26 protein-coding genes are annotated in these 23,810 nt (G+C 70.8%); 15 read left to right on the forward strand and 11 right to left on the reverse strand.

Going from position 1 to position 23,810, the window contains the following annotated elements; all coding sequences use genetic code 11:
* Positions 1–56 precede the first annotated feature (56 nt).
* From NFR93_RS15350 to NFR93_RS15365, 4 genes are all read left to right on the forward strand, one after another.
* A complete protein-coding gene (locus NFR93_RS15350) occupies positions 57–1,070 on the forward strand; it encodes a carbohydrate ABC transporter permease (RefSeq protein WP_251455283.1) in 1,014 nt (337 codons plus the stop codon).
* A complete protein-coding gene (locus NFR93_RS15355; RefSeq protein WP_251455285.1) occupies positions 1,067–1,966 on the forward strand; it encodes a carbohydrate ABC transporter permease in 900 nt (299 codons plus the stop codon). The genes NFR93_RS15350 and NFR93_RS15355 overlap by 4 nt, the downstream gene beginning before the upstream one ends.
* Positions 1,967–2,052: 86 nt before the next feature.
* Complete coding sequence (locus NFR93_RS15360; RefSeq protein WP_251455287.1) at positions 2,053–3,498, forward strand: glycoside hydrolase family 1 protein; 1,446 nt, start codon at positions 2,053–2,055, stop codon at positions 3,496–3,498.
* 46 nt (positions 3,499–3,544) lie between these two features.
* A complete protein-coding gene (locus NFR93_RS15365) occupies positions 3,545–4,558 on the forward strand; it encodes a LacI family DNA-binding transcriptional regulator (RefSeq protein ID WP_251455288.1) in 1,014 nt (337 codons plus the stop codon).
* 46 nt (positions 4,559–4,604) lie between these two features.
* Here NFR93_RS15365 and NFR93_RS15370 read toward each other — a convergent pair whose 3' ends face one another.
* On the reverse strand, positions 4,605–5,954 hold the full coding sequence (locus NFR93_RS15370) for a uracil-xanthine permease family protein (RefSeq protein WP_251455289.1): 1,350 nt from the start codon (positions 5,952–5,954) through the stop codon (positions 4,605–4,607).
* A gap of 130 nt (positions 5,955–6,084) precedes the next feature.
* Here NFR93_RS15370 and NFR93_RS15375 point away from each other — a divergent pair, with 130 nt between their 5' ends.
* Entirely contained in the window at positions 6,085–6,615 is a 531-nt protein-coding gene (locus tag NFR93_RS15375; protein ID WP_251455290.1) for a thioredoxin, read from the forward strand.
* A gap of 76 nt (positions 6,616–6,691) precedes the next feature.
* A complete protein-coding gene (locus NFR93_RS15380) occupies positions 6,692–7,438 on the forward strand; it encodes a cytochrome c biogenesis CcdA family protein (RefSeq protein WP_251455292.1) in 747 nt (248 codons plus the stop codon).
* 15 nt (positions 7,439–7,453) lie between these two features.
* On the opposite strand, the gene NFR93_RS15385 is transcribed toward NFR93_RS15380, so the two are convergent.
* Together NFR93_RS15385 and purD are read right to left on the reverse strand one after the other, a co-directional pair.
* A complete protein-coding gene (locus NFR93_RS15385) occupies positions 7,454–8,374 on the reverse strand; it encodes a phosphoribosylaminoimidazolesuccinocarboxamide synthase (protein WP_251455294.1) in 921 nt (306 codons plus the stop codon).
* A 43-nt stretch (positions 8,375–8,417) separates the two neighbouring features.
* Positions 8,418–9,689: a phosphoribosylamine--glycine ligase gene (gene purD / locus NFR93_RS15390; protein WP_251455297.1), complete on the reverse strand. Its 1,272-nt coding sequence runs from the start codon at positions 9,687–9,689 to the stop codon at positions 8,418–8,420.
* A 44-nt stretch (positions 9,690–9,733) separates the two neighbouring features.
* Here purD and NFR93_RS15395 point away from each other — a divergent pair, with 44 nt between their 5' ends.
* From NFR93_RS15395 to NFR93_RS15405, 3 genes are all read left to right on the forward strand, one after another.
* Positions 9,734–10,093, forward strand: a complete 360-nt coding sequence (locus tag NFR93_RS15395) for a sterol carrier family protein (protein ID WP_251455300.1) — start codon at positions 9,734–9,736, stop codon at positions 10,091–10,093.
* A 65-nt stretch (positions 10,094–10,158) separates the two neighbouring features.
* Positions 10,159–10,590, forward strand: a complete 432-nt coding sequence (locus NFR93_RS15400; protein WP_251455303.1) for a hypothetical protein — start codon at positions 10,159–10,161, stop codon at positions 10,588–10,590.
* A gap of 110 nt (positions 10,591–10,700) precedes the next feature.
* Positions 10,701–11,027 carry a potassium transporter Trk gene (locus NFR93_RS15405; protein WP_251455306.1) on the forward strand — a complete coding sequence of 109 codons (327 nt, stop codon included), beginning with the start codon at positions 10,701–10,703 and terminating at the stop codon, positions 11,025–11,027.
* Positions 11,028–11,161: 134 nt separating this feature from the next.
* Here the strand turns inward: NFR93_RS15405 and NFR93_RS15410 are convergent, their stop codons facing one another.
* The gene (locus NFR93_RS15410) at positions 11,162–11,773 is read right to left on the reverse strand and encodes a zinc-binding alcohol dehydrogenase (protein WP_251455310.1); all 612 of its coding nucleotides are present in this window, start codon (positions 11,771–11,773) and stop codon (positions 11,162–11,164) included.
* Positions 11,774–12,265: 492 nt separating this feature from the next.
* Between NFR93_RS15410 and NFR93_RS15415 the strand changes: the two genes are divergently transcribed.
* The 4 genes from NFR93_RS15415 (at position 12,266) to NFR93_RS15430 (ending at position 16,782) form a co-directional block, all read left to right on the forward strand.
* On the forward strand, positions 12,266–13,129 hold the full coding sequence (locus NFR93_RS15415) for an endonuclease domain-containing protein (protein WP_251455313.1): 864 nt from the start codon (positions 12,266–12,268) through the stop codon (positions 13,127–13,129).
* 572 nt (positions 13,130–13,701) lie between these two features.
* Complete coding sequence (gene purM / locus NFR93_RS15420; RefSeq protein ID WP_502846310.1) at positions 13,702–14,826, forward strand: phosphoribosylformylglycinamidine cyclo-ligase; 1,125 nt, start codon at positions 13,702–13,704, stop codon at positions 14,824–14,826.
* 6 nt (positions 14,827–14,832) lie between these two features.
* Positions 14,833–16,293, forward strand: coding sequence for an amidophosphoribosyltransferase (gene purF, locus NFR93_RS15425; RefSeq protein ID WP_251455319.1), 1,461 nt, complete (start codon positions 14,833–14,835; stop codon positions 16,291–16,293).
* 39 nt (positions 16,294–16,332) lie between these two features.
* Positions 16,333–16,782: a glycosyltransferase gene (locus tag NFR93_RS15430; protein WP_251455322.1), complete on the forward strand. Its 450-nt coding sequence runs from the start codon at positions 16,333–16,335 to the stop codon at positions 16,780–16,782.
* Positions 16,783–16,790: 8 nt separating this feature from the next.
* Here NFR93_RS15430 and NFR93_RS15435 read toward each other — a convergent pair whose 3' ends face one another.
* Genes NFR93_RS15435 through NFR93_RS15445 form a run of 3 tightly spaced genes read right to left on the reverse strand, consistent with a single transcriptional unit; the run spans position 16,791 to position 18,574 of the window.
* Positions 16,791–16,961: a hypothetical protein gene (locus tag NFR93_RS15435; protein WP_251455325.1), complete on the reverse strand. Its 171-nt coding sequence runs from the start codon at positions 16,959–16,961 to the stop codon at positions 16,791–16,793.
* Positions 16,962–17,007: 46 nt separating this feature from the next.
* Positions 17,008–17,445: an alternative ribosome rescue aminoacyl-tRNA hydrolase ArfB gene (gene arfB, locus NFR93_RS15440; protein WP_251455328.1), complete on the reverse strand. Its 438-nt coding sequence runs from the start codon at positions 17,443–17,445 to the stop codon at positions 17,008–17,010.
* A 1-nt stretch (position 17,446) separates the two neighbouring features.
* Positions 17,447–18,574 (reverse strand): carboxylate-amine ligase, encoded by a 1,128-nt coding sequence (locus NFR93_RS15445; protein WP_251455330.1) that lies wholly within the window; start codon positions 18,572–18,574, stop codon positions 17,447–17,449.
* A 113-nt stretch (positions 18,575–18,687) separates the two neighbouring features.
* Between NFR93_RS15445 and NFR93_RS15450 the strand changes: the two genes are divergently transcribed.
* Entirely contained in the window at positions 18,688–19,089 is a 402-nt protein-coding gene (locus tag NFR93_RS15450; RefSeq protein WP_251455334.1) for a TIGR02611 family protein, read from the forward strand.
* Here the strand turns inward: NFR93_RS15450 and NFR93_RS15455 are convergent.
* Genes NFR93_RS15455 through NFR93_RS15465 form a run of 3 tightly spaced genes read right to left on the reverse strand, consistent with a single transcriptional unit; the run spans position 19,043 to position 21,803 of the window.
* Positions 19,043–19,681 (reverse strand): pyridoxine/pyridoxamine 5'-phosphate oxidase, encoded by a 639-nt coding sequence (locus NFR93_RS15455; RefSeq protein WP_251455336.1) that lies wholly within the window; start codon positions 19,679–19,681, stop codon positions 19,043–19,045. The two genes, NFR93_RS15450 and NFR93_RS15455, sit on opposite strands and share 47 nt — an antisense overlap.
* 5 nt (positions 19,682–19,686) lie before the next feature.
* Positions 19,687–20,484: a creatininase family protein gene (locus tag NFR93_RS15460; protein WP_251455338.1), complete on the reverse strand. Its 798-nt coding sequence runs from the start codon at positions 20,482–20,484 to the stop codon at positions 19,687–19,689.
* Positions 20,481–21,803, reverse strand: a complete 1,323-nt coding sequence (locus tag NFR93_RS15465; protein WP_251455340.1) for an FAD-binding oxidoreductase — start codon at positions 21,801–21,803, stop codon at positions 20,481–20,483. The genes NFR93_RS15460 and NFR93_RS15465 overlap by 4 nt, the downstream gene beginning before the upstream one ends.
* 80 nt (positions 21,804–21,883) lie before the next feature.
* Between NFR93_RS15465 and NFR93_RS15470 the strand changes: the two genes are divergently transcribed.
* Entirely contained in the window at positions 21,884–22,477 is a 594-nt protein-coding gene (locus NFR93_RS15470) for a helix-turn-helix domain-containing protein (protein ID WP_251455342.1), read from the forward strand.
* Positions 22,478–22,569: 92 nt separating this feature from the next.
* Here NFR93_RS15470 and NFR93_RS15475 read toward each other — a convergent pair whose 3' ends face one another.
* Entirely contained in the window at positions 22,570–23,775 is a 1,206-nt protein-coding gene (locus tag NFR93_RS15475) for a substrate-binding domain-containing protein (protein ID WP_251455345.1), read from the reverse strand.
* Positions 23,776–23,810 lie beyond the last annotated feature (35 nt).

The raw sequence follows: 23,810 nt of genomic DNA on the forward strand, positions 1-23,810 counted from the left end.
CCTCCCGGGCAGCTCCGGCCGCCCCCCTGCCACACCACAGATCGACCGGAGTCATCGTGACCGCCACCGAAACGCGCCCGCCGGCGACATCGGCGCCGTCGAAGACGGAGCGCCCCGTCCGGGTCCTTTCCTTCAGCCAGCGCCTGAGCAAGTGGGACCTGAAGTTCTCGCCCTACCTCTACATCTCGCCGTTCTTCATCCTCTTCGCGATCGTCGGACTGTTCCCGATCGTGTTCACGGCGATCATCTCGTTCCAGGAGTGGGACCTCGTCCGCAACTCCGGCGAGTTCGTCGGCTTCGACCAGTACAGCTGGATCCTCGCCAACCCGCAGTTCTGGACCGCGCTGCGCAACACCTTCAGCATCTTCCTTCTGTCCACGGTGCCGCAGCTGATCGCCGCCGTGTTCATCGCGGCCCTGCTCGACCGCAACATCCGCGCCAAGACCTTCTGGCGGATGAGCGTCCTCATCCCGTTCGTCATGGCGCCCGTCGCCGTCGCCCTGATCTTCAGCAACATGTTCGGCGACAACTTCGGCCTGGTGAACAACCTGCTCCGCGACTGGTTCGGCATCGCGATCCCGTGGCACAAGGACCCGTTCTGGAGCCACGTCGCCATCGCCACGATGGTCAACTTCCGCTGGACCGGCTACAACACCCTCATCCTCCTCGCGGCGATGCAGGCCATCCCCCGCGACTACTACGAGGCGGCGACCGTCGACGGCGCCGGACCTCTGCGCCAGTTCTTCAGCATCACGATCCCGTCGCTGAAGGCCACGCTCATCTTCGTCATCATCACCTCGACGATCGGCGGTCTGCAGATCTTCGACGAGCCCCGCATGTTCGACAACACCGGTCAGGGCGGACCCGCGCAGCAGTGGCTGACGATCACCCTGTTCCTCTACAACATCGGCTGGGGCGAGTCGAACTTCGGTCGCGCCGCAGCGCTCGCCTGGATCCTCTTCGTGATCATCCTGATCATCGGTCTCATCAACCTGCTGGTCACCCGCTCCCTCGTCCGCGACGAGGGCACCCGCAACCCGAACCTCGGCAGGAAGGCACGCCGCTCATGAGCACGTCCACCGCCACACGCACCACGGCCGGTCGGCCGGCTCCGATCCGCGCCGGTCGCACCACCCGCATCAAGGGCCAGCGCGCAGGCTTCTGGGTCTACGTCGGGCTGGTCGTCATCCTCGTCGCCTCGGTGTTCCCCTTCTACTGGTCGTTCCTCATCGGCTCGGGCGACGCCTCGACCATCAACGACCCCGACATGTCGTGGCTGCCCGGCGGTAACTTCCTCGCCAACGCCGCCTCGGTGCTGAACGACCCCGCCGTGAACTTCTGGCGGGCGCTGTGGAACTCGATCTTCAGCTCGGCCGTCATCGCCATCTCGGTCGTGGTGTTCTCGACGCTGGCCGGCTGGGCGTTCGCGAAGCTGCGCTTCCGCGGTTCGGGACCCCTGCTGGTGTTCGTCGTGGCGACCATGGCCGTGCCGATGCAGCTGGGCGTCGTGCCGCTGTACATCCTCTTCAGCGACCTCGGCTGGACCGGCAACATCGGCGCCATCATCATCCCGTCGCTCACGAGCGCCTTCGGGGTGTTCTGGATGACGCAGTATCTTCGCCAGGCCGTTCCGGACGAACTCATCGAGGCGGCGCGGGTCGACGGCGCGAACTCGTTCCGCACCTTCACCACGATCGGTCTCGTCGCGGCACGACCCGCCGCCGCGATGCTGGGGCTGTTCACCTTCGTCACCGCGTGGAACAACTTCTTCTGGCCGTTCATCGTGCTCGACCGCCGCGACCCCACCCTGCCCGTGGCGCTGTCGCTGCTGCAGTCGAACTACTTCGTCGACTACTCCGTCGTGCTGGCCGGTGTGCTGCTGGCGACCATCCCGCTGCTGATCCTGTTCGTCTTCGCGGGCAAACAGCTGGTGAGCGGCATCATGGCCGGCGCGGTGAAGGGATGACCGCGCCGATGTCATCGAGTACGACAACAGCGAGCAAGAAGGCCAGGATGGACATGCTGACGACTCCGAGAGAGGACGTGGTCCCCATGACCTCGACCCCCGAACGCGGATTCCCGTCGAACTTCCTGTTCGGCGCCGCCACCGCCGCCTTCCAGATCGAGGGCGCCGCCCACGAGGACGGGCGCCGCGACTCCATCTGGGACGCGTTCTGCCGGGTGCCCGACGCGGTCATCAACGGCGACAACGGCGACGTCGCGTGCGACCACTACCACCGCTACCGCGACGACGTCGCGCTCATGAAGTCGATGGGCCTCCAGACCTACCGCTTCTCGACGTCGTGGGCGCGCGTGCGCCCCGACGGCGGCGTCGTGAACCCGGCGGGTATCGATTTCTACAGCCGTCTGGTCGACGAGCTGCTGGGGGCCGGCATCCTGCCCTGGCTCACCCTGTATCACTGGGACCTGCCGCAGGCGCTGCAGGATGCCGGGGGCTGGGCGAACCGCGACACCGCGGAGCGCTTCACCGAGTACGCGATGTCGATGCACGACGCGCTCGGCGACCGGGTCGGCGTGTGGACGACGCTCAACGAGCCGTGGTGCTCGTCGTTCCTCAGCTACACCGCCGGCATCCACGCCCCCGGGCATTACAGCATCCAAGAGGGTCTCCTCGCCTCGCACCACCTCATGCTCGGGCACGGTCAGGTGATCCGCGAGCTGCGGGCGCGCGACAGCACGCTCAACCTCGGCATCACCCTCAACCTGACCGTCGCCGACCCGGTCGACGCCGCCGACCCGGCGGATGCCGACGCCGCCCGTCGCATCGACGGCCAGTTCAACCGCTGGTTCCTGGACCCCCTCTTCCGCGGCGCGTACCCCGCCGACATCGTCGAGGACGTCCGATCGGTGGATGCCGGGGCGGTCGCCGCCTTCGAGCAGGCGGTGCGCCCGGGTGACCTCGAGGCGATCTCGACCCCCATCGACTCGCTCGGGGTGAACTACTACCACGGCGAGTTCGTCGGTGGTCACGCCCCCGAGGTGCCCCCGATCCCCGGCGACGCGCCGACCGTGCGCGTGGGCGGATCGCCGTTCCCGTCGCACGAGGGCATCTTCTGGCACGACCGCGGCCTTCCGCGCACGCCGATGCAGTGGGAGGTGCAGCCCGAGGGGCTCACACGCCTGCTCGGACGCGTGTGGGACGAGTACGCCCAGCCTGCCGGGACCGTGCTGTACGTCACCGAGAACGGCGCCGCCTACGACGACGTCGCCGTGGTCGAGGACGGCGAGACCCGCGTGCACGACGCGGACCGGGTCGACTTCGTCCGCTCGCACCTGGGGGCGATCCTCGATGCGCAGGATGCCGGGGTCGACGTCCGCGGCTACTTCTACTGGTCTCTGCTCGACAACTTCGAGTGGGCCTGGGGCTACGAGAAGCGCTTCGGCATCGTGCGGGTGGACTACGCCACCCAGGAGCGTGCGGTGAAGGACTCGGGCCTGGAGTACCGTCGCATCATCGGCCGCCGCGCGCTCGACTGAGAGCCTGCGGCCGCAGCGCCCGCAGGCAGAGGAAGGCACGTGATCCATGAGCATTGACTCCGTCCGCGCGTCGGTGACGATCGAAGAGGTCGCCGCCGCCGCAGGGGTCTCGAGGTCGACGGTGTCGCGCGTGGTCAACGGGTCGACGGCGGTCAGCCCCGAAGCGCTCGACGCGGTGCGCAAGGCGATCGCCGAGCTGAACTACGTGCCCAACCGGGCGGCGCGTTCGCTGGCGAGCAAGCAGACCCACGCGATCGCCCTGGTCGTGCCCGAGGACACGACTCGCTTCTTCGGCGACCCCTTCTTCGCCGCGATCGTCTCGGGCATCAACGCGCGACTGGGGCGCACCGATTACGTGCTCAACCTCTTCATCGCCAGCGACGACCCGGGCGACAAGACCACGAGCTACCTGCGCTCGGGCGCGGTGGACGGCGCGATCGTCGTGTCGCACCACACCAGCGACACCTTCATCGACCGGATCGCCGCCGTCGTGCCGGTCGTCTACGGCGGCCGGCCCGTGCGCGAGCGCGAGCGCGACTACTACGTCGACGTGGACAACATCCGCGGGGGGCGCGAGGCCACCGAGTTCCTGATCGACCGCGGTCACACCCGTATCGCGACGATCACCGGGCCCTCCGACATGCCCGCCGCCGTCGACCGCCTCGATGGCTACCGTCAGGCGGTCGCCGCGCACGGGCTGACCCCGGCCGGCGTCGAGGACGGCAACTTCACCGCCGACGGGGGAGCGGCCGCGATGCGGCGACTGCTCGCCGCAGGCGAGCGCCCCGACGCGATCTTCGTCGCGAGTGATCTCATGGCGCGCGGTGTTCTCGCCGTGTTGGCCGGGGCCGGCATCCGGGTGCCCGACGACATGGCGATCATCGGCTTCGACGATTCACCCGTCGCGACGAGCGTCACGCCGGCCCTCACCACGATGAAGCAGCCGTCCCTCGTGCAGGGCGAGACGATGGCCGGCGTGCTGGTCGACCTTCTCGCCGGTCGGAACCCGCAGCACGTCACGATCCTCGAGACCGAGCTGGTGGTGCGGGACTCCGTCTGACGCGCCCGCGCCGGCCCGGCCCCGTCAGCCGCGGTGGGCGTGCCGGTCAGCCGCGGCGGGCGTCGCCCGGCTTGGCGTCGGCGGGGTCGCCGCCGAGCGGACCGACCGCCGGGATCGGGCCGCCGTCGTCCGCGCCGGTCTGCCGCCAGCGGGCGATGGCGTTCCCGAGGTGATAGATCACGAGCGCCGCGGCCGCGCCCAGCACGATCGCGCCCAGCTGGAAGTCGCCCCACTGCATGGTGAAGCCGGCGATGGCGATCACGAGGGCGACGGCTCCGGTGTACTGGTTGACCGGACGCGAGAAGTCCACGCGGTTGTCGACCCAGATCTTGATCCCGATGATCCCGATGAGCCCGTAGAGCGCCGTCGTCACCCCGCCGAGCACGCCCGCGGGGATCGAGTTGAAGATCGCGCCGATCTTCGGCGACATCGCCAGCAGGATCGCGACCGTTCCCGCGACCCAGTAGGCCGCGGTGGAGTACACGCGAGTCGCCGCCATGACGCCGATGTTCTCGCCGTACGTGGTGGTTCCCGAGCCTCCGAAGAAGCCGGCGAGGGTCGTCGCGGCGCCGTCGGCGATGAGCGCCCGGCCGGTGTAGGCGTTCACGGACGAGTCGGTCATGGCGGCGACGCCGCGGACGTGACCGACGTTCTCCGCGATGAGCACCAGGACGACCGGCAGGAACATCGCGATCGCGCTCCATGTGCCGGGCGAGGCGAAGTCGGCGAGCTGGAACTCGGGCAGGCCGACCCACGCGGCCTCGCCGACGGCGGTGAAGTCGATCTCGCCGAACAGCAGCGCGGCGAGGTAGCCGACGATGACGCCGAGGAAGATCGAGATCCGACCCAGGAACCCGCGGAACAGCACGCTGAACAGGATCACCGACGCCAGCGTGATCGTCCCGACCACGGGGGACTGCTCGAAGTTCGACCACGCGACCGGCGCGAGGTTGAAGCCGATGAGGGCGACGACGGCGCCGGCGACCACGGGAGGCATGAGCCGGTCGATCCAGCCGAGTCCGGCGAACTGCACGATGAAGCCCACTGCGGCCAGCAGCACGCCGACGGCGACGATGCCGGCGAGGGCCGACCCAATTCCCGCGGATGCCGTCGCGGCCGTCACCGGCGCGATGAACGCGAAGGACGAGCCCAGATAGCTGGGGAGGCGGTTCTTCGTCACGAGCAGGAACAGCAGCGTGCCGAGCCCCGAGAACAGCAGGGTGGTGGCGACGGGGAAGCCGGTGAGCACCGGGACGAGGAACGTCGCCCCGAACATGGCGATGACGTGCTGCGCGCCGATCGCGATCGTCGCCGGCCAGTTCAGCCGCTCGTCGGGACGGACGACGCGGCCGCGCTCGACGGTCCGGCCGTTGCCGTGAAGGCTCCACAAAGGCATTCGCGCTCCTGCGAGGTGAGGGGAAGACGCCGATGCTGACGGATCGGCCTCAGACAGGCTAGCGACATCGTCATCGAACCGTCATCCGATTCCCAGCCCGATGTCACCGACGGCGCGTCAGCATGTGTCCATGAAGCGCGGTGCCGTCATCGGAGTCGTCCTCGCCGTCGTCCTGGCTGCCGGTGTCGCCGGCGCGTTCGCGGTCTCGCTCGGAGAGCGCTCCGCCGACGCCGACGCGGGTGGGGTGGGGTCGACTCCGGCGGCGACGTCCTCGCCGACCGCGGGCCCGGGTGATCCCTCACCCTCCGGTGCTCCCGCCGATGCACCACCGAGCGAAGGGTTGCCGCCGGGAGAGTACGCGGACTACTCCGACGCCGCCCTCGAGGCCGTCGAAGGCACGGCGGTGCTGTTCTTCCACGCGCCGTGGTGCCCGCAGTGCCGCGCCCTCGAGGAGGACATCCTCGCCCGCGAGGTCCCCGACGGGATCACCGTGCTGAAGGTCGACTACGACTCGAACCAAGACCTCCGCCGACAGTACGGGGTCACGATCCAGACCACCGTGGTCCGGCTCGACGACAGCGGCGACGCGGTGCAGACCTTCGTGCCCTACGACGAACCGACGCTCGAGACGGCGCTCGCCGGGCTCGGGCTCGCACCGTGATGCAATCCCCCATCCAGCCGGTGAGCCCGCGAGCAATCGCGCCCGGTGACTCCCGCCCGCCGACGCGTGCCCGCTGATGTTGGCCCTGACCCTCGTCTCCTTCGCCGCCGGGGTGCTCACGGTCCTCGCGCCGTGCGTGCTGCCGCTGCTGCCGGTCATCGTCGGCGGCACCGCCGTGCGCACCGGCGACGCGACCACGGCCGAGCGGCAGTGGTACCGGCCCTTCGTCATTGCGGCATCCCTCGCGCTGTCGGTCATCGCGTTCACGCTGCTGCTGAAGGCCACCTCGGCGCTTCTGGGCATCCCGACGTGGATCTGGCAGACGATCTCGGGCGTGATCGTGGCAGTTTTCGGGCTGACGATGCTGTTCCCGACGCTGTGGGAACGACTGACGGTCGCCGCCGGGTGGCAGGCCGGCGGCGGGCGGCTGCTGGACCGCGGCTACCGCAAGGGCGGACTGGGCGGCGACATCGCCCTCGGGGCCGCCCTCGGGCCGGCGTTCAGCAGCTGCAGTCCGACCTACGCCCTCATCGTCGCGACCGTCCTGCCGGCGAGCTTCGCCGTCGGCACCCTGTATGTCACCGCGTACGCCGTGGGCCTCGCCCTCGCGCTGCTGGGGATCGCGCTCGCCGGGTCGGCGCTGGTTCGCCGACTGGGCTGGCTCGCCGATCCGCACGGGCTGTTCCGGCGGATCGTGGGCGGGCTGCTCGTCGTCGTCGGGGTGGCCGTCGCGCTGGGGTGGGATCGCCTGCTCCAGGCCTGGGTGCTCGAACAGGGCTGGTACGCGCCCATCGAGCAGCTCGAGCGGTTCCTCCTCGGCTGAGGCCGCTCGCCGCCGTCAGCTGCGGGTCAGCAGATCGAGGAGCTCGCGGTAGCGGGCGGCGGTGCGCTCGACGATGTCGGCCGGCAGCGACGGGGGAGTGCCCTGCTTGTCCCAATGGGCCGCGAGCCAGTCGCGCACGATCTGCTTGTCGAAGCTCGCCATCCGTTCGGCCGGGGTGTCGCCGGTCGCCCAGGCGGCGGCGTCCCAGTACCTCGAGGAGTCGCTCGTGAGCACCTCGTCGGCGAGGGTCATGACGCCGGCGTCGTCGAGCCCGAATTCGAACTTCGTGTCGGCGAGGATCAGGCCGTGGCCCTCGGCCGTGCGGGCGGCGCGCGAGTAGATCTCGAGCGACAGGTCGCGCAGCAGACTCGCCCGCTCGAGACCCACGAGCTCGATCGACTGCTCGAAGGTGATGTTCTCGTCGTGCGCGCCCAGCGGCGCCTTGTACGCCGGGGTGTAGATCGGCTCGGGCAGCCGGTCGCCGTCCTGCAGACCCTCCGGAAGCCGGATGCCGCACACCGTGCGGTGCTCGCGATACTCCGCCCATCCCGAGCCGGTGAGGTAACCGCGCACGACGCACTCGATCGGCTGCATGTCCAGCCGTCGCACGACCATCGCCCGATCGGCGACCGCGGCGGGCGGCGTCGCCCCGGGAACCAGATGGTTCGGGATGCCGCGCCCGCCGTCGCCGCCGGCCAGCTGGTCGAACCACCACAGACTGAGCCGCGTCAGCAGCGCGCCCTTGTCGGGGATCCCGGGTTCGAGTACGTGGTCGAACGCGCTCACCCGGTCGCTGGCCACCACCAGCATCCCTTCGCCCTGGTCGGAGGAGGCGTCGCCGCCGGCCGGCTCGTACAGGTCCCGCACCTTGCCGGAGTAGACGTGCCGCCACCCGGGCAGCTCGAGCGGGGATGCGGAGGCAGGCGAGGCGGTCACCCGCCCATTATCGCGGAGCGGGCGCCTGCGCCCGGGCGGTATGTCAGTGCTCGACGACGCGTGCGGCGATGTCGGTGCGGAACTGCCCGCCAGCGAGTTCGATGTGCCCCAGTGCGCGGTAGGTGCGCTCCCGCGCCTCGGCGAAGGTCGTGCCGAGCCCGACGACGTTGAGCACGCGTCCGCCGGTGGCCACGAGGTGGTCGCCCTCGAGCGCCGTGGCGGCGTGCGCGAGGTGCACACCCTCGACGGATGCCGCGGCATCCAGTCCTGCCAGCGGCCGGCCGGTCAGCGGCGACGACGGATAGCCCTCGCTGGCGAGGACGACGGTCACGGCGACGGCATCGGCGAAGGCGGGGCGCGCGCGGTCCTCGAGGTGCCCCGAGGCGGCGGCCAGCAGCAGCTCCGACAGCGGGTCGACCAGGCGCGGCAGGACCACCTGGGTCTCGGGGTCGCCGAACCGGGCGTTGAATTCGATCACCTTGACACCGGTGTCGGTGAGGATCAGCCCCGCGTACAGCAGGCCGATGAACGGCGTGCCTTCGGCGTCGAGCTGACGGATCACCGGCTCGGCGACCTCGCGGGTGACCAGGTCGACGAAGGCGTCCTCTCCGCCGAAGCGCTCCAGCAGCCACGGCAGCGGCGAGTACGCGCCCATGCCGCCGGTGTTGGGCCCGGAGTCGCCGTCGCCCAGGCGCTTGAAGTCCTGCGCAGGGCTGAGGGGCAGTACGCGGTCCCCGTCCGAGAGGAAGAAGAGCGACACCTCGGGTCCGGACAGGAACTCCTCGACGAGCACCGGACCGCTCGGCAGGTAGGTGTCGGCGTGAGCGAGGGCGGAGGCGCGGTCGTCGGTGACGATGACGCCCTTGCCGGCGGCGAGCCCGTCGGCCTTGACGACGTACGGCGAGCCCAGCTCGTCGATGGCCGCCTCGACCTCGGCGCGCGTGCGCGCTCGCAGCGCGCGGCCGGTGGGGACCCCCGCGGCCTCCATGATCCGCTTCGCGAACGCCTTCGAGCCTTCCAGTTGGGCCGCGGCCTTGCCCGGACCGAACACGGGGATCCCGTGCGCGCGCACGGTGTCGGCGACGCCCGCGACGAGCGGTGCTTCGGGGCCGATCACGACGAGGTCGACGTTCTCGGCGTTGGCGAAGGACGTCACCGCCGCGGGGTCGTTCGCGTCCAGGTCGACCAGGGTCGCGTCGCGCCCGATGCCGGCGTTGCCGGGGGCGGCGAGGATCTCGTGCCCGGCCTCCTCCGAGAGCAGGGCGAGGATGATGGCGTGCTCGCGCGCGCCCGAGCCGAGGACGAGGATCTTCACCCTGCCCAGCCTAGCGAGGCGCACTCCCGCGTACCGTGGTGTGCATGGCAGCCCGCAGGATCACCGTCGACGACGGCCGCGCCGCGCTCGCCGCGGTCCGCGGCGTCGACGCGCCCGCCCGCACCGACCTCGCGACCGCCGTCCGCTACCTGCTGCAGCTCCTGGCGGAGAAGGCACCCGGCCGCAGCGTCGAGGTGCGCGTGCCCCCGTTCGGCGCCGTCCAGGTGGTCGAGGGGCCCCGGCACACCCGGGGCACACCCCCGAACGTCGTCGAGACCGACCCGGCGACCTGGATCGCGCTGGCGCTCGGCGATGAGAAGTGGGCGGATGCCGCGACGAGCGGCCGAATCCTGGCTTCGGGGACGCGTGCCGACGTCTCTCACCTGCTGCCGCTGCGTCCCTGACACCTCGTCGATTCCGGACCCGGATTTCCCGCCCGCCCCGCCTCGTCCGGTGGGACAATGAGCCCATGGCAGGCGCACGCGGTGCCGCGGCAGGCCGGGGAACCCCGTCCGAGCACGACCACATCGTCGACGACGAAGTGGTCTCGGTCGTCGTGCGCCGCTCGCCGCGCTACGGCCGCTTCCTCTTCCTCGGCGTCGTCCTGGGCCTCGTCGTCGCCGGGATCCTCACCGCCGTCGCGGCCGCGACCGGCGACCCCGGCGGACCGCTCGCCGCCGGCGCTTCCGGTTTCCTGAGGGTCTACGGTGCGCTCGCCGCAGTGTGCGTGGGTGTCGGACTGCTGGTGTTCGGCACGCTCGCGATCGTCCTCGACCGCATGATCGGCCGGCGCCACCGGGCCGAGATCGCGGAGCGGGCGACCGTGCTCACCGACGACCTCACGTCCGCCGTCTCGGACGATCCGCCCCGGTGGGGAGACGAGCCCGAACGGCGCCCCTGACCTTCCGATGCCGAACTCACGGGGGCCTTCCGCGGCGTCTCCCCGGCGCCGGCCCTGTGGAGCCCGCGGCCTCGGATCTCGGCTCCTGCACCCGGGGGATAATGGACGACATGATCGACAGCCCGGGTGACCGCCGTGAACGCGTGAGCGTGCGGCGCGCTCCGAAGATCTCGGTGTTCCTCGTCGCGGGCGCCGGTCTCGGCATCCTCATCGCGATGATCCTCACCTTCGCGTTCGACGGAACCACGCAGGTGAGCGACAACACCGGGCTCGAATACTCGCAGGGGCAGGTCTTCGGGTTCCTGGCGCTCATGGGCATCGCCGTCGGGCTCGCCCTCGGCGGGGCGGTGGCGCTCGTGTTCGACCGGGTCTCACGGCGCCGCGCGCGTGAGGTCGAGGTGCGGCACTCGTCGATCCACATCGACGAAGAGGCCTGAGCCGACCGCCGGCCGGCCCGCTCGGCCGGCCCTGTTCGGCCCGCCCTGTTCGGCTCGGCTCGCTTGGCCCGCCGGGTTCGTCAGGCCGGTCGGCCCGCCCTGTTCGCGCGGCCCGGTTCGGCGGGCCGCGTTGCTCAGGCCAGCTCGGCGATGATCGGGTGGATGGCCGCGTCGAACGCGGCAATGTCTCCGCGCAGTCCGTCGGTCACCGCGACGGTCAGCGAGCCGATCCACCACACGCCCCGCTGGGCGAGAGGCAGTACCTGCACATTCAGCTCGAACGAGTGCGCACGCCGCCCCACCTGCCGCTCGTGCTCTGCGATCGCGCTCGCGTAGGCGCGATAGGCGACCCCTGAGCCGGCGTCGCGGACGTAGCGGGCGTGCGCCGACTGAGCGAACGCGACGGCCTCGGCCGCGTGGGGGGCCATAGCGGCGCGCAGCAGGTCGGAGCCCTCGATCGGCAGGGCCACGAGTGTCTCGAAGCCGTCGACCAGATCCAGCGGCACAGGCGAGGGATGCGCCTGCGGCTCGACCGTCATCGCCCAATACTCCCGCCACTGCCGCTCGAGCAGCTCGTGCTCATCGGTGTCGCGGTCGGGAGCCGTCGCACGCGGCGGGATGCCGCGCAGCAGCGGCAGCTCGTCCGGCGAGCGGATCCCGAGCACCTGCCGTAGATAGAGCGCGAGAAGCACCGGCTGACCTGCGTCCTCGCGGATCAGCCACTCCGGCGTTCCGGCCCCAGCCATGCCGCCATTGTAGGGTGCGCCCGGCGAGCCGGGCCAAGCGCGCTGCCGCGCCCGTCACTCGCGCGACGACTCGTGCGCGCCCCTCGTCTCCTGATCCCCTTCCGGTCCTTGGTCCTCTTCCGCTCCTTGGTCCTCTTTCGCTCCTGGTCGCCTTCCGCTCCTCCGCTCGCCGCGCTCGACGGAGGGGATGTCGGCGAACGGAGGACGCAAACGACGCAGATCGACCTCCCGTCGCGGCATCCGCCTCTCTTCGCGGCGACGAGCGGAGGGCGTGCCGCCCCGGGCAGTACCGTCGGCCCGACCCGGACCCGAAGGCGGACGCCACACCTCAGGCGTGGCCCGGCCCGGGCCAGGCCCCGGACGGCCGATGCCGGTCGGGTCGGCACTGTCCCCTCACGCGTGGTCTCCTCCCCAGGCTCGCCAGGGCGGCAGCCTGTCCCCGGCTCTCCGCGAGACCGTCGTCGCCGGCCCACCGCACGACATCATGACCGGATGCCGCAACGCACGCCGCTGCAACGACGAATGGACGCCCTGCTCGAGACACTCGAGAAGGAGGGCGGGGTGGTGCGCGGTGCGAAGCTGCGGTCTCTCGGTCATTCCGAGCGGGCGATCGCCGCGGCGGTCGCCTCGGACAAGGTCGTGCGGGTGCGGCGACGGTGGGTCGCCCTGCCTCACGCCGATACCGCCCTCGTCGCCGCCGCGCGGGCCGGCGTCGTGCTCACCTGTTCCACGCAGGCCAAGCGTCTGCAGCTGTGGGACCCGGGAGGAGACAAGGCCTGGCACGTGGCCGCGCCGCCGCACGCGGGTCGTGTCTCGGTCGCGAAGGGAACCGTGGTCCACCGGGCGAAGCCGCTGGTCGCCCGTGATCCCGACGCCCTTGAGGATCCGATCGAGAACGTTCTCGTCCGGGTGGCCGAGTGCAGGCCACACGAGGCGGCACTCACGATCTGGGAGTCGGCGTTCCGCAAGCAGCTCGTGGAGCGCGCCGCCATGGCTCGGCTGACCCTGTCGGCGCGGGCGCGAGCGGTGCTCGACGACGCGCAGGTGTTCTCCGACTCGGGGCTCGAGACGATCGTGATCCCGAGGCTGAAGTGGATGGGCGTCCCGATCGTGCCGCAGGCGTGGATCGCCGGACACCGCGTGGACTTCCTCATCGGCGATCGCCTGATCCTTCAGGTCGACGGCGGTCACCACGTCGGCGAGCAGCGCGACTCCGACAACCGCCACGACGCAGCGCTCCTGCTGGCGGGCTACCGGGTCGTCCGTGTGGGCTACCGCCAGGTGGTCGACGACTGGCCGTCGGTGCAGCATCTGATCATGGTCGCCATCGCGCAGGGCCTGCATCTGGCCGCATGACGCCGGGACTCTCTGTTGGGTGCAAGCCCGCACCCGCCGCCCGGGCTGGTGCCCTGGCATCCTGCCCGCCGCGAGCGGTGCTGACGATCCGGCATCCTGCCCCGCCGCGAGCGGTGCTGACGATCCGGCATCCTGCCCCGCCCGGGTTGGTGCGCCCGGGTCTTGCCCGCCGCGAGCCCCGCCCGGGTTGGTACGCCCGGGTCTTGCCCGCCGCGGCCGGTGCTGACGACCCGGCATCCTGCGCTCGTCGCGATGAGCGGAGGAGATGTGGGTGGCGGGAGGAGTGTTCGCGCGGAAACCTCCTCCCGCGGGCGACGCATCCTCCCCTCAGCGCGGTGAGCGGAGGACCGCGGGGCTGAGGCCATCCGGGCCGACGGGATGGCGAGTGAGCGGATGCCGCGACGCACGCACCTCACGCAAAGCGGATGCCGCGGCGCACGCACCTCACGCGAACCGGATGCCGCGACGCACGCACCACCTCACGCGATCCGGACGCCGCGACGCCCCCGAGGCCCAGCCGGATGCCGCGACGCACGGCGGATGCGGCATCCGGTGCCGGGTAGGCTGTGCGGGTGGGATCCCCATCAGAAACTCCTGCGAACCCCTACGCCGCGGCCGGGGTCGACACCGCCGCCGGCGACCTCGCCGTCGAGCTGATGAAGTCGGCTGTCCGGCGCACGCACGGGCCCGAGGTGCTCGGCGGCGTCGGCGGGTTCGCCGGCCTGTTCGATGCCACCGCACTGCGCGCGTACACGAAGCCGCTCCTCGCGACGAGCACCGACGGCGTCGGCACGAAGGTCGCCATCGCGCAGGCGATCGACAAGCACGACACCATCGGTCAGGACCTCGTCGGCATGGTGGTGGACGACATCGTCGTGGTGGGGGCCAAGCCGCTCTTCATGACCGACTACATCGCATGCGGCAAAGTGTTCCCGCAGCGGATCGCCGACATCGTGCGCGGCATCGCCGAAGGATGCGCCGCCACCGGCACTGCCCTGGTCGGCGGCGAGACCGCCGAGCACCCCGGTCTTCTCGGCATCAACGACTACGACGTCGCGGGCGCCGCGACCGGAATCGTCGAGGCCGACAAGGTCCTCGGTGCCGAGCGCGTGCGCGCCGGCGACGTCGTGCTCGCCCTCGCCTCGAGCGGGCTGCACGCCAACGGCTACTCGCTCGTCCGCCACATCGTCGCGCGCGCCGGCCTGCAGTACGGCGGTCACGCGGCTGATTTCGGCTCGAGCTGGGGCGAGGTGCTCCTCGAGCCGACCCGCCTCTACACCAGCCCCCTGCTGCGCCTCATCGCCGACACGGGCGACGCCGTCCACGCCCTCAGCCACGTCACGGGCGGCGGCATCGCCGCCAATCTCGCGCGCGTGCTCCCGCGGGGCTCGTGGGTCGACGTCGACCGGTCCACGTGGTCGCCGTCGCCGGTGTTCCGCGTGCTCGCCGACCTCGGCGACCTCGACCTCGCCGCGACCGAGGGCACCTGGAACCTCGGAGTCGGGTTCCTCGCGGTGGTCGCCGCGGACAGGGCCGAGGCTGCGGCATCCGCTCTCGGGGCCGAGGGCATCGAGACCTGGCAGGTCGGCGTCGTGAGCGACGGTCCCCTGCCGGACGGCGATTTCGAACAGGGCGCCAAGGGCGTCGATGGCGGCGCGGTCCGCCTGGTCGGTTCCTATCAAGACGGAGCGAAGTAACTTCACATGTGCGGCATCGTCGGGATGGTGGGGCGCGGCCCCGTCAACCAGGAGATCTACGACTCCCTGCTTCTGCTGCAGCACCGCGGACAGGACTCGACCGGGATGGCCACGGCCGAGCCGAGCGGCGTCTTCCACGTATACAAGGCGAAGGGGCAGGTGCGCGAGGCCTTCCGCACGCGCGACATGCGGGCCCTCCTCGGGAACCTCGGCCTCGGTCACGTGCGCTACGCCACCAAGGGCACCGCGTCCAGTGAAGAAGAGGCGCAGCCCTTCTACGTCAACGCCCCCTACGGCATCGTCCTGGTGCACAACGGCAACCTCACCAACACGCGCGAGCTCACCCAGGAGCTCTTCACCAAGGACCGCCGGCACCTCAACACCAGCTCCGACACCGAGCTGCTGGTCAACGTCCTCGGCGGCGAGCTGCAGGCGGTCATCTCCGGCCTCGAGCTCGATCCGGCCCAGGTCTTCCAGGCGGTCACGCGCGTGCACGAGCGCGTCGAGGGGTCGTACGCGGCCATTGCGCTGATCGCCGGATACGGTCTGCTGGCCTTCCGTGACCCGTACGGCATCCGGCCCCTCATCCTCGGCACGCGCAAGAACGACGACGGCAGCTACGAGTGGGTCGTCACGAGCGAGTCGCTCGTGCTCGAGAACGGCGAGTTCGAGGTCGTCCGCGACATCGACCCGGGCGAGGCGGTCTTCGTCGACCTCGCCGGCAACCTGCACACGCAGCAGTGCGCCCCCGATCCGAAGCTCGTCCCGTGCTCGTTCGAGTACGTGTACCTCGCTCGTCCCGACTCCGTCATGAACGGCATCTCGGTCTACGAGGCGCGCCTGCGCATGGGCGACCGGCTCGCCGACACCATCGCGAAGTACACGCCGAAGGAAGCCATCGACGTCGTCATGCCGATCCCCGATTCCTCGCGCCCCGCGGCGATGCAGGTGGCGCGCAAGCTCGGGATCGAGTACCGCGAGGGGTTCTACAAGAACCGCTACATCGGCCGCACCTTCATCATGCCCGGGCAGGCGGTGCGCAAGAAGAGCGTGCGGCAGAAGCTCAACGCCATGTCCAGCGAGTTCAAGGGCAAGAACGTGCTGCTCATCGACGACTCGATCGTCCGCGGAACGACCTCGAAAGAGATCATCCAGATGGCTCGGGATGCCGGGGCCAAGAGTGTCACGTTCGCCTCGGCCGCGCCGCCGGTGCGCTATCCCCACGTCTACGGCATCAACATGCCCTCCCGCCACGAGCTCGTCGCGCACGGGCGCACGATCCCCGAGATCGCCGCGGAGCTCGGCGCGGACTACATGGTCTACCAGGAGGTCGAGGACCTGAAGGCCGCCATCCTCGAGGGCTCCGACGTCGAGGACCTCGACATGAGCTGCTTCGACGGCCGGTACATCACCGGCACCGTCACCGAGGAGTACCTGGAGTGGGTCGAGGGCTCGCAGGAGTCCTGACCCCGCCTGTCGCGCCGCGGCCGTCTCGTCGTCGACGCCGTGGAACGCTCCGGCATCCGCGCCGTCGTGAGCCGCGGGTGGGGTGCGCTCCGGGCGGACTCCAGCGACCGCCTCCACGTCGTCGACCAGGTGCCGCACTCCTGGCTCTTCCCTCGCGTGTCAGCCGTCGTGCATCACGGCGGATCGGGCACGACCGCCGCCGGCCTCCGCGCCGACAAGCCGACGCTCGTCTGCCCCGTCCTGGGGGATCAGCCGTTCTGGGGTCGTCGGATCCACGAGCTCGGTGTCGGCCCGCGGCCGCTGCCGCTGCGCAGCGCGACCGCCGACACCCTCACGGCCCGCATCCTCGACCTGGTGACGTCGGCGAGCTTCGCGCACCGGGCGCGCGAGATCGGTGCGGCGATCCGCGCCGAGGACGGGCCGGGTGCCGCGATCGCCGCGCTCGAGTCGATCCAGGCCGCCCACCGCACCTACCGGCGGGTGGGCTGAGTGCGACCTCAGTCGGACGACCGCGTGTGGTCTTGGACGTCCGGCTCGGCGCGAAGGACATCGGCGATCTCTTCCTCGGGACGGGGGGCGACGTTCTCGTCCTCCTCGAGCTCCGGCACGGTCGGCTCATCCGGAGCGGGAACATGCGGGTGCGCGGGAGGCTGCTGCTGAGTGGTCATGGCGTTTCCTCCGATCGACGAGCGATCCCAGCGTAGGACGGACACGTCAGTCGTGGGGTGGGCGCCGGAGACGCTTGACATCGGTGCGCCGCTTCTTCGCCTGCAGTCGGCGCTCCTTGGCGCCCCTGGTCGGGGCCGTCGACCGCCGCGCCGGCGAGGGCGGCCGTACCGCCTCGGCCACCAGGGCGGCGAGGCGGTCGCGCGCGGCTTCGCGGTTGCGCAGCTGAGCACGGTGCTCGGATGCCGTGACCGTCAGCACGCCGTCGACCAGACGACCGCTCAGACGCTCGAGGAGTCGCTCGCGCTGCCGCGGTGACAGCACGGCGGAGCGGGCGGCATCCCACACCAGCTCCGCGCGGGAGTCGGCGGTGTTGACGCCCTGTCCGCCCGGTCCCGACGAGCGCGAGAACCGCCACGAGAGCTCGGACTCGGGGATGGTGATCCGCGCGTCCACGCGCAGACCCGGTCGGTGGGAGGCGGGCATGTCAGAGACCCTCGTGGAACTCCTCGATGAGGCTGTCGACGACCGCGGTCATGGCACCGTTGCGGTCGGAACCGGCGGCTTCGGCGCCCGCGGCCACCGCGCGCTGTCGCGTGGTCGACGTGCCGGCGGACGCGATCGCGATCACCCTCTCGACCTCGTCGCGGCATCCGAGCGCCTCGGCGTCCTCGGCGACGAGCTCGACCAGCTCGTCCATGAGCTGCGGGAAGGGCGTGATGGTGTTCGCTCCGAAGTCGATGAGTCCCTCCGCCACGCCGTATCGCTGCGCGCGCCACCGGTTCTCGCCGATGAGGAAGCGGTCGTACACCCGCCAGCGCTGATTCTTCGCGCGCAGTCGCCACAGCATCCGCATCAGCGACTGGTTCACCGCGGCCAGGGCGACGGCATCCTCGAGGCGGGGTGAGACGTCCATGATGCGGGTCTCGAGGGTCGGGTAGGAGTGCGACGGCCGGATGTCCCACCAGATCTTCGACGAGTCCTCGATGATGCCCAGGTCGACCAGGATGGCCACCGAGCGCTGGTACTCCGCCCAGCTGACGTAGGCGGGCGGCAGTCCGGTGCGCGGCAGGTTGTCGAACACCGAGATCCGGTACGAGGCCAGACCCGTGTCCTCTCCCTGCCAGAACGGCGACGATGTCGACAGTGCGAGCAGGTGCGGCAGGAAGTAGGCCATCTGCGGCATCAGATCGGCGCGCAGGGCATCGTCGCCGAGCCCGATGTGGACGTGGCAGCCGCAGATGAGCAGACGCCGTGCGACCCCGGCCAGGTCGCGCTCGAGGCCGTGGTAGCGCTCCTTGTCGGTGTGGTGGGCCTGCTTCCAGTCGGCGAACGGGTGGCAGGCGGCGGCGATGGGTGACAGCCCGTGACGGGCGGCGTGCGCCGACACGGTCGCACGCAGGCGCCGCAGTTCGTCGCGGGCGCCGGCGGCGTCGACGCACACCCGCGTGCCGATCTCGACCTGGCACTGCTTGTACTCGGGGCTCACCTGCAGCTGAAGCTCGGTGCGGAGCCCGTCGAGGAAGCCCTCGGGGGCGACCGCCAGTGCTCGGGAGTCACGGTCGACGAGGAGGTACTCCTCTTCGATGCCCATGGTGAAGGCCGGTTCCGGCATGGCTGGCTCCTACGGTCGTCACTTCATCGTCGCGGACGCCCCACCCCGGACGCCATCGCCACGCGGGCCGCACTCCCAGCATCCTCGCGATACATCGTGTTAGGTTCCCCGGCATGACGAGCACCGAGCAACCTGGTGGCCTCGAAGCGACGGTCCGCGCCGAGATCGCCGAAGCCGAGCGACCCGACAGACCGATCAGACGGATGCTGCGCCGTGCACGATCGTGGGTGTCGCGGTACCCGCGTATCGAGAGCGCCTACCGGGCGGCGGTCGGCGTCGTGGGCGGCGCGCTCGCGATCGGCGGTCTGATCCTGGTGCCGCTTCCCGGTCCCGGGTGGCTCGTCGTGTTCCTGGGTCTGGCGGTGCTGGGCACCGAGTTCGCCTGGGCGAAGCGCATCGCGGCGTGGCTCAAGCGCATGCTCGACCGGTTCTGGACGTGGTGGCGCGCGCGCCGCGCACGAAAGGCCGCTACCCCGGCAGGTGGCGCCGCGACCACCCCTCACCCGAGCGCGTGAACTCGAGCCGTCGGCTCGCCGCTTCGGGGTGCGACACCCAGAACAGCAGCCGGTGCGGAGCGACCGCGTAACCCACCCACCCGTCCGGCTGCGGCGGGGCGGGATGCTGCTCGCCGAACGCGCGCCACCGCCGCTCCCGCTCCTGGCGCGGCAACTCGGCGAACTCGGCGGTGTTGACCCACGCGAGCTGCTTCAGGTACGGGGAGCGAGCCGCGAAAGCGGCCGCCACCTCGCCGACCGGAGCCTCCTCGGCCCATCCCTGCACGACGATCTGGCGCGTGAATCCCGGCCACAGCAGGGTCAGTGAGACACGCGGGTTCGCCCTCAGGTCGGCGACCTTGTCACTCGCGATATCGGTGTGGAAGAAGAAGCGCTCGCCGTCGAACTCGCTGAGCATCACCGTGCGGCTTCGCGGACAGCCGTCTGCATCCACCGTGGCGAGGGTCATGAGCATGCGGTCTTCGCCGGGGCCCGGCAGCCACGACGCTGCCAGGGCACACGGGTCTTCGGGCGGGTCGTCGGACTGCACCGGGTCGATGCGATGGTCGATCACCGGGACGTCCATCGTCACGCGTCCGGTCGGGCGGTCCATGACGCCTACCCGAACTCGAAGCCGTCGATCTCGACGAGCGCCTCGGTGACGAAGTCGACGCCGCGCTCGAAGAGGATGCGGCCCTCGGCCGCGTTCGCGCCGGTCGGGTCGCCGATGACACCAGTGGGGCCGAAGTCCTCGCTCGTCCAGCCGAACATCACGGGCTTGCGGTTGAACCCGATGTGGGTCATCCCGGCGATCTTCTCGGGAACGTTCCGCGGCGGCATGTCGGGCGCCACCAGGTGCGGGGCCAGGTGCATGACGACCGACGTCTCGCCGTACCCGGCGTGGATGCCCTGCCCGAGCTCGTCGGGGCGCCCGTCGACGCCGTCGCCCGCTGCCCCCGCCCCGGCCGGCATCGAGAAGGAGCGCAGTCCGAAGCGTCGCCGCAGCTCGCGATTGGCCCAGCCCAGGAGCATGACGTTGCCGCCGTGGCCGTTCACGAACACGACGGTGCGCACCGGCGTCATCGCGATGGAGCGACCGATCTCGATGAGCTGCTCGAGCAGCGTCGTCCCCTCGAGCCACAGGGTGCCCGGCGCCCAGTGGTGCTCATCCGACTTGGCGTACTCGATGGTCGGCAGCAGCCAGGCGTCGACGCCGGATGCCGCAGCGCGTTCGACCGCGGCGGCCGCGACCGACTCGGCGACCAGTGCGTCGGTGCGCAGGGGGAGGTGCGGTCCGTGATGCTCGATCGCGCCGATCGGGACGATCGCGAGGGAACGGTCCGACGTCGCGGCGACCAGCGACGGTCCCGAGAGGTCGGCCCATCGGCGGGTGACGGGAACGAAGGGTGCGCTCATCGGATGGCTCCCTTCGTGGGACCCGCGTACTCGGGGTTCAGCTTGCCGGGGTTCAGCAGTCCGTCCGGATCGGTGCGGGCGGCGAGCTCGAGCGTCTGCGACAGCCGGAAGTCGACGTTCCACTGGTGCGGGTTGTGCACGCCGACCCCGAGCGCGTTGAGCCTCGCGATGCCGTCGTATACGGCATCCGGGCTCTCGTAGATCCCCGCGAGCATGCCGATCGGCACCGTGTGGCCGGCTTCGATGTGGAGCAGACCGCCCGGGTACACCGCATGCACCTCGTCGATCCGGTCGACCAGTGCGTCTCCCGAGACCTCGACGTGGAAGTACACGCCGGGCTCGGACTTCTGCAACCACTCGATCGGGTGGTTGTAGCTGAGCACCGAGATGGCCGACGAGACGCCGGGCCCCTCCCGCACCGCCTCGACGCGACCCCCGGCGGCTTCGATGATCCCGGATGCTTCGGAGACCAGTTCCGCGTCCACGATCATCCGCAGCGAGCTGCGGCCCTCGGGGAACACCTCGTCCGGCGGCAGCTGGGCGGTGATGTGCGGGGTGTCGGCTGACACCAGGCGCGGGGCCGGTTGGAGCCCGCCCAGCGTCCGCAGCACCGACAGGGAGCCGGCGAAGTCGGGGAACGACGCGTAGAGGCCGCGCCAGTCCTGCAGCGGCTCGAGCCGAACCGTCGCCCGGGCGATGATGCCGGCGGTGCCGTAGTTGTGCACGTAGCCGAGCGCCTCGGATCCCTCGACGTGCTGCAGGACCCCGCCGGATGCGGGGGTCACGACGTCGAGGGCGGCCACGAAGCCCATGTCGTTGCTGCCGTGTGCGATCGTGCCGGTGCCACCCGACCCGCCGCCGAGAAACCCGCCGATGCTCGAATGCACCGTCGACGGATACATCCACAGCTGCTTGCCGGCGGCCCGCGCGGCCTGCTCGAGGGCGTTCATCGGGGCTCCCGCGTCCGCTGTGATCGTGTCGCCGTCGATCCCCACGATCGTCCGCGCACGCGAGGTGTCCACCACCAGGCCGCCCGACATCGGGATCGCCTGGCCGTAGTTGCCGGTGCCCTTGCCGCGCGGGGTCACCGGAACGCCGTGGCGCACGGCGAGGGCGACGACCGCGGCGATCTCGTCGGCGCTCGTGGGGAAGGCGACGAGATCGGCGACGCCGAGGGGGAGCATCTCGGCGATGATCGGCGACATCCGCGCGCCGTCGACGGACGCCCGCTCGCGCTGGCGCATGTCGCTGCTGACCCCGCGCGGGCCCAGCAGATCGTTCAGGTCCGCCTCCAGGGAGGCGTAGTCGGGGTGGGTCATGTGTTTCCTTTCCCTGCGTTCGCTTGTGCCGCGCGGCGGCGCGAGCCGCGCCGTGCCGGTCGGCCCGGTAATCTGCACGCATGACGGATGGCAGCGCACGCTCGGCCGCGAGCCCGGCCGACGTCGATGCGTCCGCGCGTGCTCTCGGAGCCCGCATCCGCGAGCTGCGCAAGCGGCGCGGCATGACGCTGACGCAGGCGGCGAGTGAGGCAGGCCTGTCGCATTCGTTCCTCAGCCAGGTCGAGCGAGGGCTCGAGCGGCTCAGCATGGTGTCGCTGTTCCGCGTCGCCAATGCCCTCGGAACCACCCAGCAGGACCTTCTCACCGAAGACCCGCCGGAGCGGCCCGAGGCCAGCTACCACGTCTACCGGAAGTCGTCGGAATCGCCCGTGGATGCCGGCTCGGGGCGGGTGGCGGTGCTCGCCGAGCAGCGCGCGAGGTTCCTGCCGATGCTCTTCACCGGCTCGTACGGGGACGACATGTGGTGGGAGCACGACGAGGAGGAGTTCGTCTACGTCCTCGAAGGGGAGCTGATCGTGGTGTTCCCCGATAGTGAGGTCGCACTGCGCGAGGGCGACGCTACGTACTACGAGGGCGGCATCCGGCACCGCTGGCGCACTCCCGAGGGCGTCACCTGCCGGGTCCTGGTCGTCAAGGAGCAGCACCACAGCTGAGCCGCCCGCGACGGGCCCCCGACCCGGCACCGCGGCGGCGGTCAGGCGCTGCGGCGCCGGGAGGAAGCCCGTCATGGTGTGGAGCGGTCCCTTCAGTCCATCGAGATCGACGAGTCGAGGAACTCGTTCGTGTACAGGGTCTCGACGTCGAGGGCGTCGGCGTCGGACTGCGTGAGCGAGCCCGACTCGATCAGGAACGGGACGAAGTCGTCGACGATCGACTGCATGCGCTCGGGATCGAGCTGGCCGAACACGCCCGAAGCCGGGTCGTTCTGCACGATGCCCAGCTCGACCTGCTGCTCGACGGAGTACTCGGCCACGCCGGTGGAGTAGGTCCAGCCGGTGTCGTACTGCTCGACGAGCTCCACGATCAGGTCGATCGTGTCGGCGGGGTCCTCGAGGAAGTCGAGCTGCGACTGCTGCATGATCGGAACGAGCTTGGTCAGGCAGTCGCCGTACTCCTCGATGGTCTCGGGGCGGACGGCGAGCGGCTCGGGGTAGATGGAGTAGCCGACCTCCGAGAGCAGCTGGAATCCGACGGGGCGGCCCCACGCCGAGATCTCGTTCTCGTACACGTACGGCTCGGCGGTCGCGAAGCCCTGCTGCAGGATCGTGGGGTCCGACACGAAGCGCTGCGGCGTGCCCTCGTAGCTGAGGTCGATCTGGGACTGGTCGATCATGCCCTGGGACTCGAGCAGGGCGGGGATCACGTCTCCGGCGGTGACGACCACCGCGCCGTCCGCCGTGGCTTCCTCGATGGTCTCGGCGCCCGGGTGGCTCTCGGGGTCCCACATGAGGATCTGGGGGCTCCAGGTCATCTGCGACGCCACCGCGACGGTCGGCTGGTCGGCGGCGGCCACGATCGCGGCATCCGTGTTGACCGCCCCGAGGAGGATGTCGGTGTCGAGGTACATCAGGGCGGGGACCGGCTGGAAGTTCACGTTGGGGCCGCCGGGCCTCACTTCGATGTCGACCCCGGTGTCGACGCCCTGCGCGACCAGGGTGCCGGTGACGGTCTTCATCTCGGTGTCGACCGTGTAGTCGTCGCCGACGAGGTTGTACATCGCGCCGTGCTCGGCCTCGGGCTGCCAGTCCTGCTGCATGACGACGGTCGCGGGGCACGATTCGGACAGGTCGAGGGCGCTGCCGGGCTCGGCCGCCGGGGCCGAGCTGGCGGTGGCGGAGCCGCTGCCGGCGGAAGGTCCGCTCGAGCAGGCGGCGAGAGAGACGGCCAGCGAGATCGCCGCGCCGGCGGCCAGGACGGGCCGCAGGCGTGCGGCGGGGGTTGATGTCGACACGGTTCCTCCAGGGGTGGTTGCAGACGGTGCGGTGC

It is taken from the genome of Microbacterium sp. Marseille-Q6648 (assembly GCF_943181415.1).
Taxonomy (GTDB): Bacteria; Actinomycetota; Actinomycetes; order Actinomycetales; family Microbacteriaceae; genus Microbacterium.

Bases quoted from the DNA above. Each gene is read 5' to 3' on its own strand.
- NFR93_RS15395 (WP_251455300.1), top strand. From the start codon at position 9,734: ATGGCAGCCCGCAGGATCACCGTCGACGACGGCCGCGCCGCGCTCGCC.
- NFR93_RS15375 (WP_251455290.1), top strand. From the start codon at position 6,085: ATGAAGCGCGGTGCCGTCATCGGAGTCGTCCTCGCCGTCGTCCTGGCT.
- NFR93_RS15435 (WP_251455325.1), bottom strand. From the start codon at position 16,961: ATGACCACTCAGCAGCAGCCTCCCGCGCACCCGCATGTTCCCGCTCCG.
- purF (WP_251455319.1), top strand. From the start codon at position 14,833: ATGTGCGGCATCGTCGGGATGGTGGGGCGCGGCCCCGTCAACCAGGAG.
- arfB (WP_251455328.1), bottom strand. From the start codon at position 17,445: ATGCCCGCCTCCCACCGACCGGGTCTGCGCGTGGACGCGCGGATCACC.
- NFR93_RS15415 (WP_251455313.1), top strand. From the start codon at position 12,266: ATGCCGCAACGCACGCCGCTGCAACGACGAATGGACGCCCTGCTCGAG.
- NFR93_RS15410 (WP_251455310.1), bottom strand. From the start codon at position 11,773: ATGGCTGGGGCCGGAACGCCGGAGTGGCTGATCCGCGAGGACGCAGGT.
- NFR93_RS15370 (WP_251455289.1), bottom strand. From the start codon at position 5,954: ATGCCTTTGTGGAGCCTTCACGGCAACGGCCGGACCGTCGAGCGCGGC.
- NFR93_RS15465 (WP_251455340.1), bottom strand. From the start codon at position 21,803: ATGACCCACCCCGACTACGCCTCCCTGGAGGCGGACCTGAACGATCTG.
- NFR93_RS15460 (WP_251455338.1), bottom strand. From the start codon at position 20,484: ATGAGCGCACCCTTCGTTCCCGTCACCCGCCGATGGGCCGACCTCTCG.
- NFR93_RS15450 (WP_251455334.1), top strand. From the start codon at position 18,688: ATGACGAGCACCGAGCAACCTGGTGGCCTCGAAGCGACGGTCCGCGCC.
- NFR93_RS15445 (WP_251455330.1), bottom strand. From the start codon at position 18,574: ATGCCGGAACCGGCCTTCACCATGGGCATCGAAGAGGAGTACCTCCTC.
- NFR93_RS15455 (WP_251455336.1), bottom strand. From the start codon at position 19,681: ATGGACCGCCCGACCGGACGCGTGACGATGGACGTCCCGGTGATCGAC.
- NFR93_RS15360 (WP_251455287.1), top strand. From the start codon at position 2,053: ATGACCTCGACCCCCGAACGCGGATTCCCGTCGAACTTCCTGTTCGGC.
- NFR93_RS15400 (WP_251455303.1), top strand. From the start codon at position 10,159: ATGGCAGGCGCACGCGGTGCCGCGGCAGGCCGGGGAACCCCGTCCGAG.
- NFR93_RS15470 (WP_251455342.1), top strand. From the start codon at position 21,884: ATGACGGATGGCAGCGCACGCTCGGCCGCGAGCCCGGCCGACGTCGAT.
- NFR93_RS15380 (WP_251455292.1), top strand. From the start codon at position 6,692: ATGTTGGCCCTGACCCTCGTCTCCTTCGCCGCCGGGGTGCTCACGGTC.
- NFR93_RS15365 (WP_251455288.1), top strand. From the start codon at position 3,545: ATGAGCATTGACTCCGTCCGCGCGTCGGTGACGATCGAAGAGGTCGCC.
- NFR93_RS15405 (WP_251455306.1), top strand. From the start codon at position 10,701: ATGATCGACAGCCCGGGTGACCGCCGTGAACGCGTGAGCGTGCGGCGC.
- NFR93_RS15355 (WP_251455285.1), top strand. From the start codon at position 1,067: ATGAGCACGTCCACCGCCACACGCACCACGGCCGGTCGGCCGGCTCCG.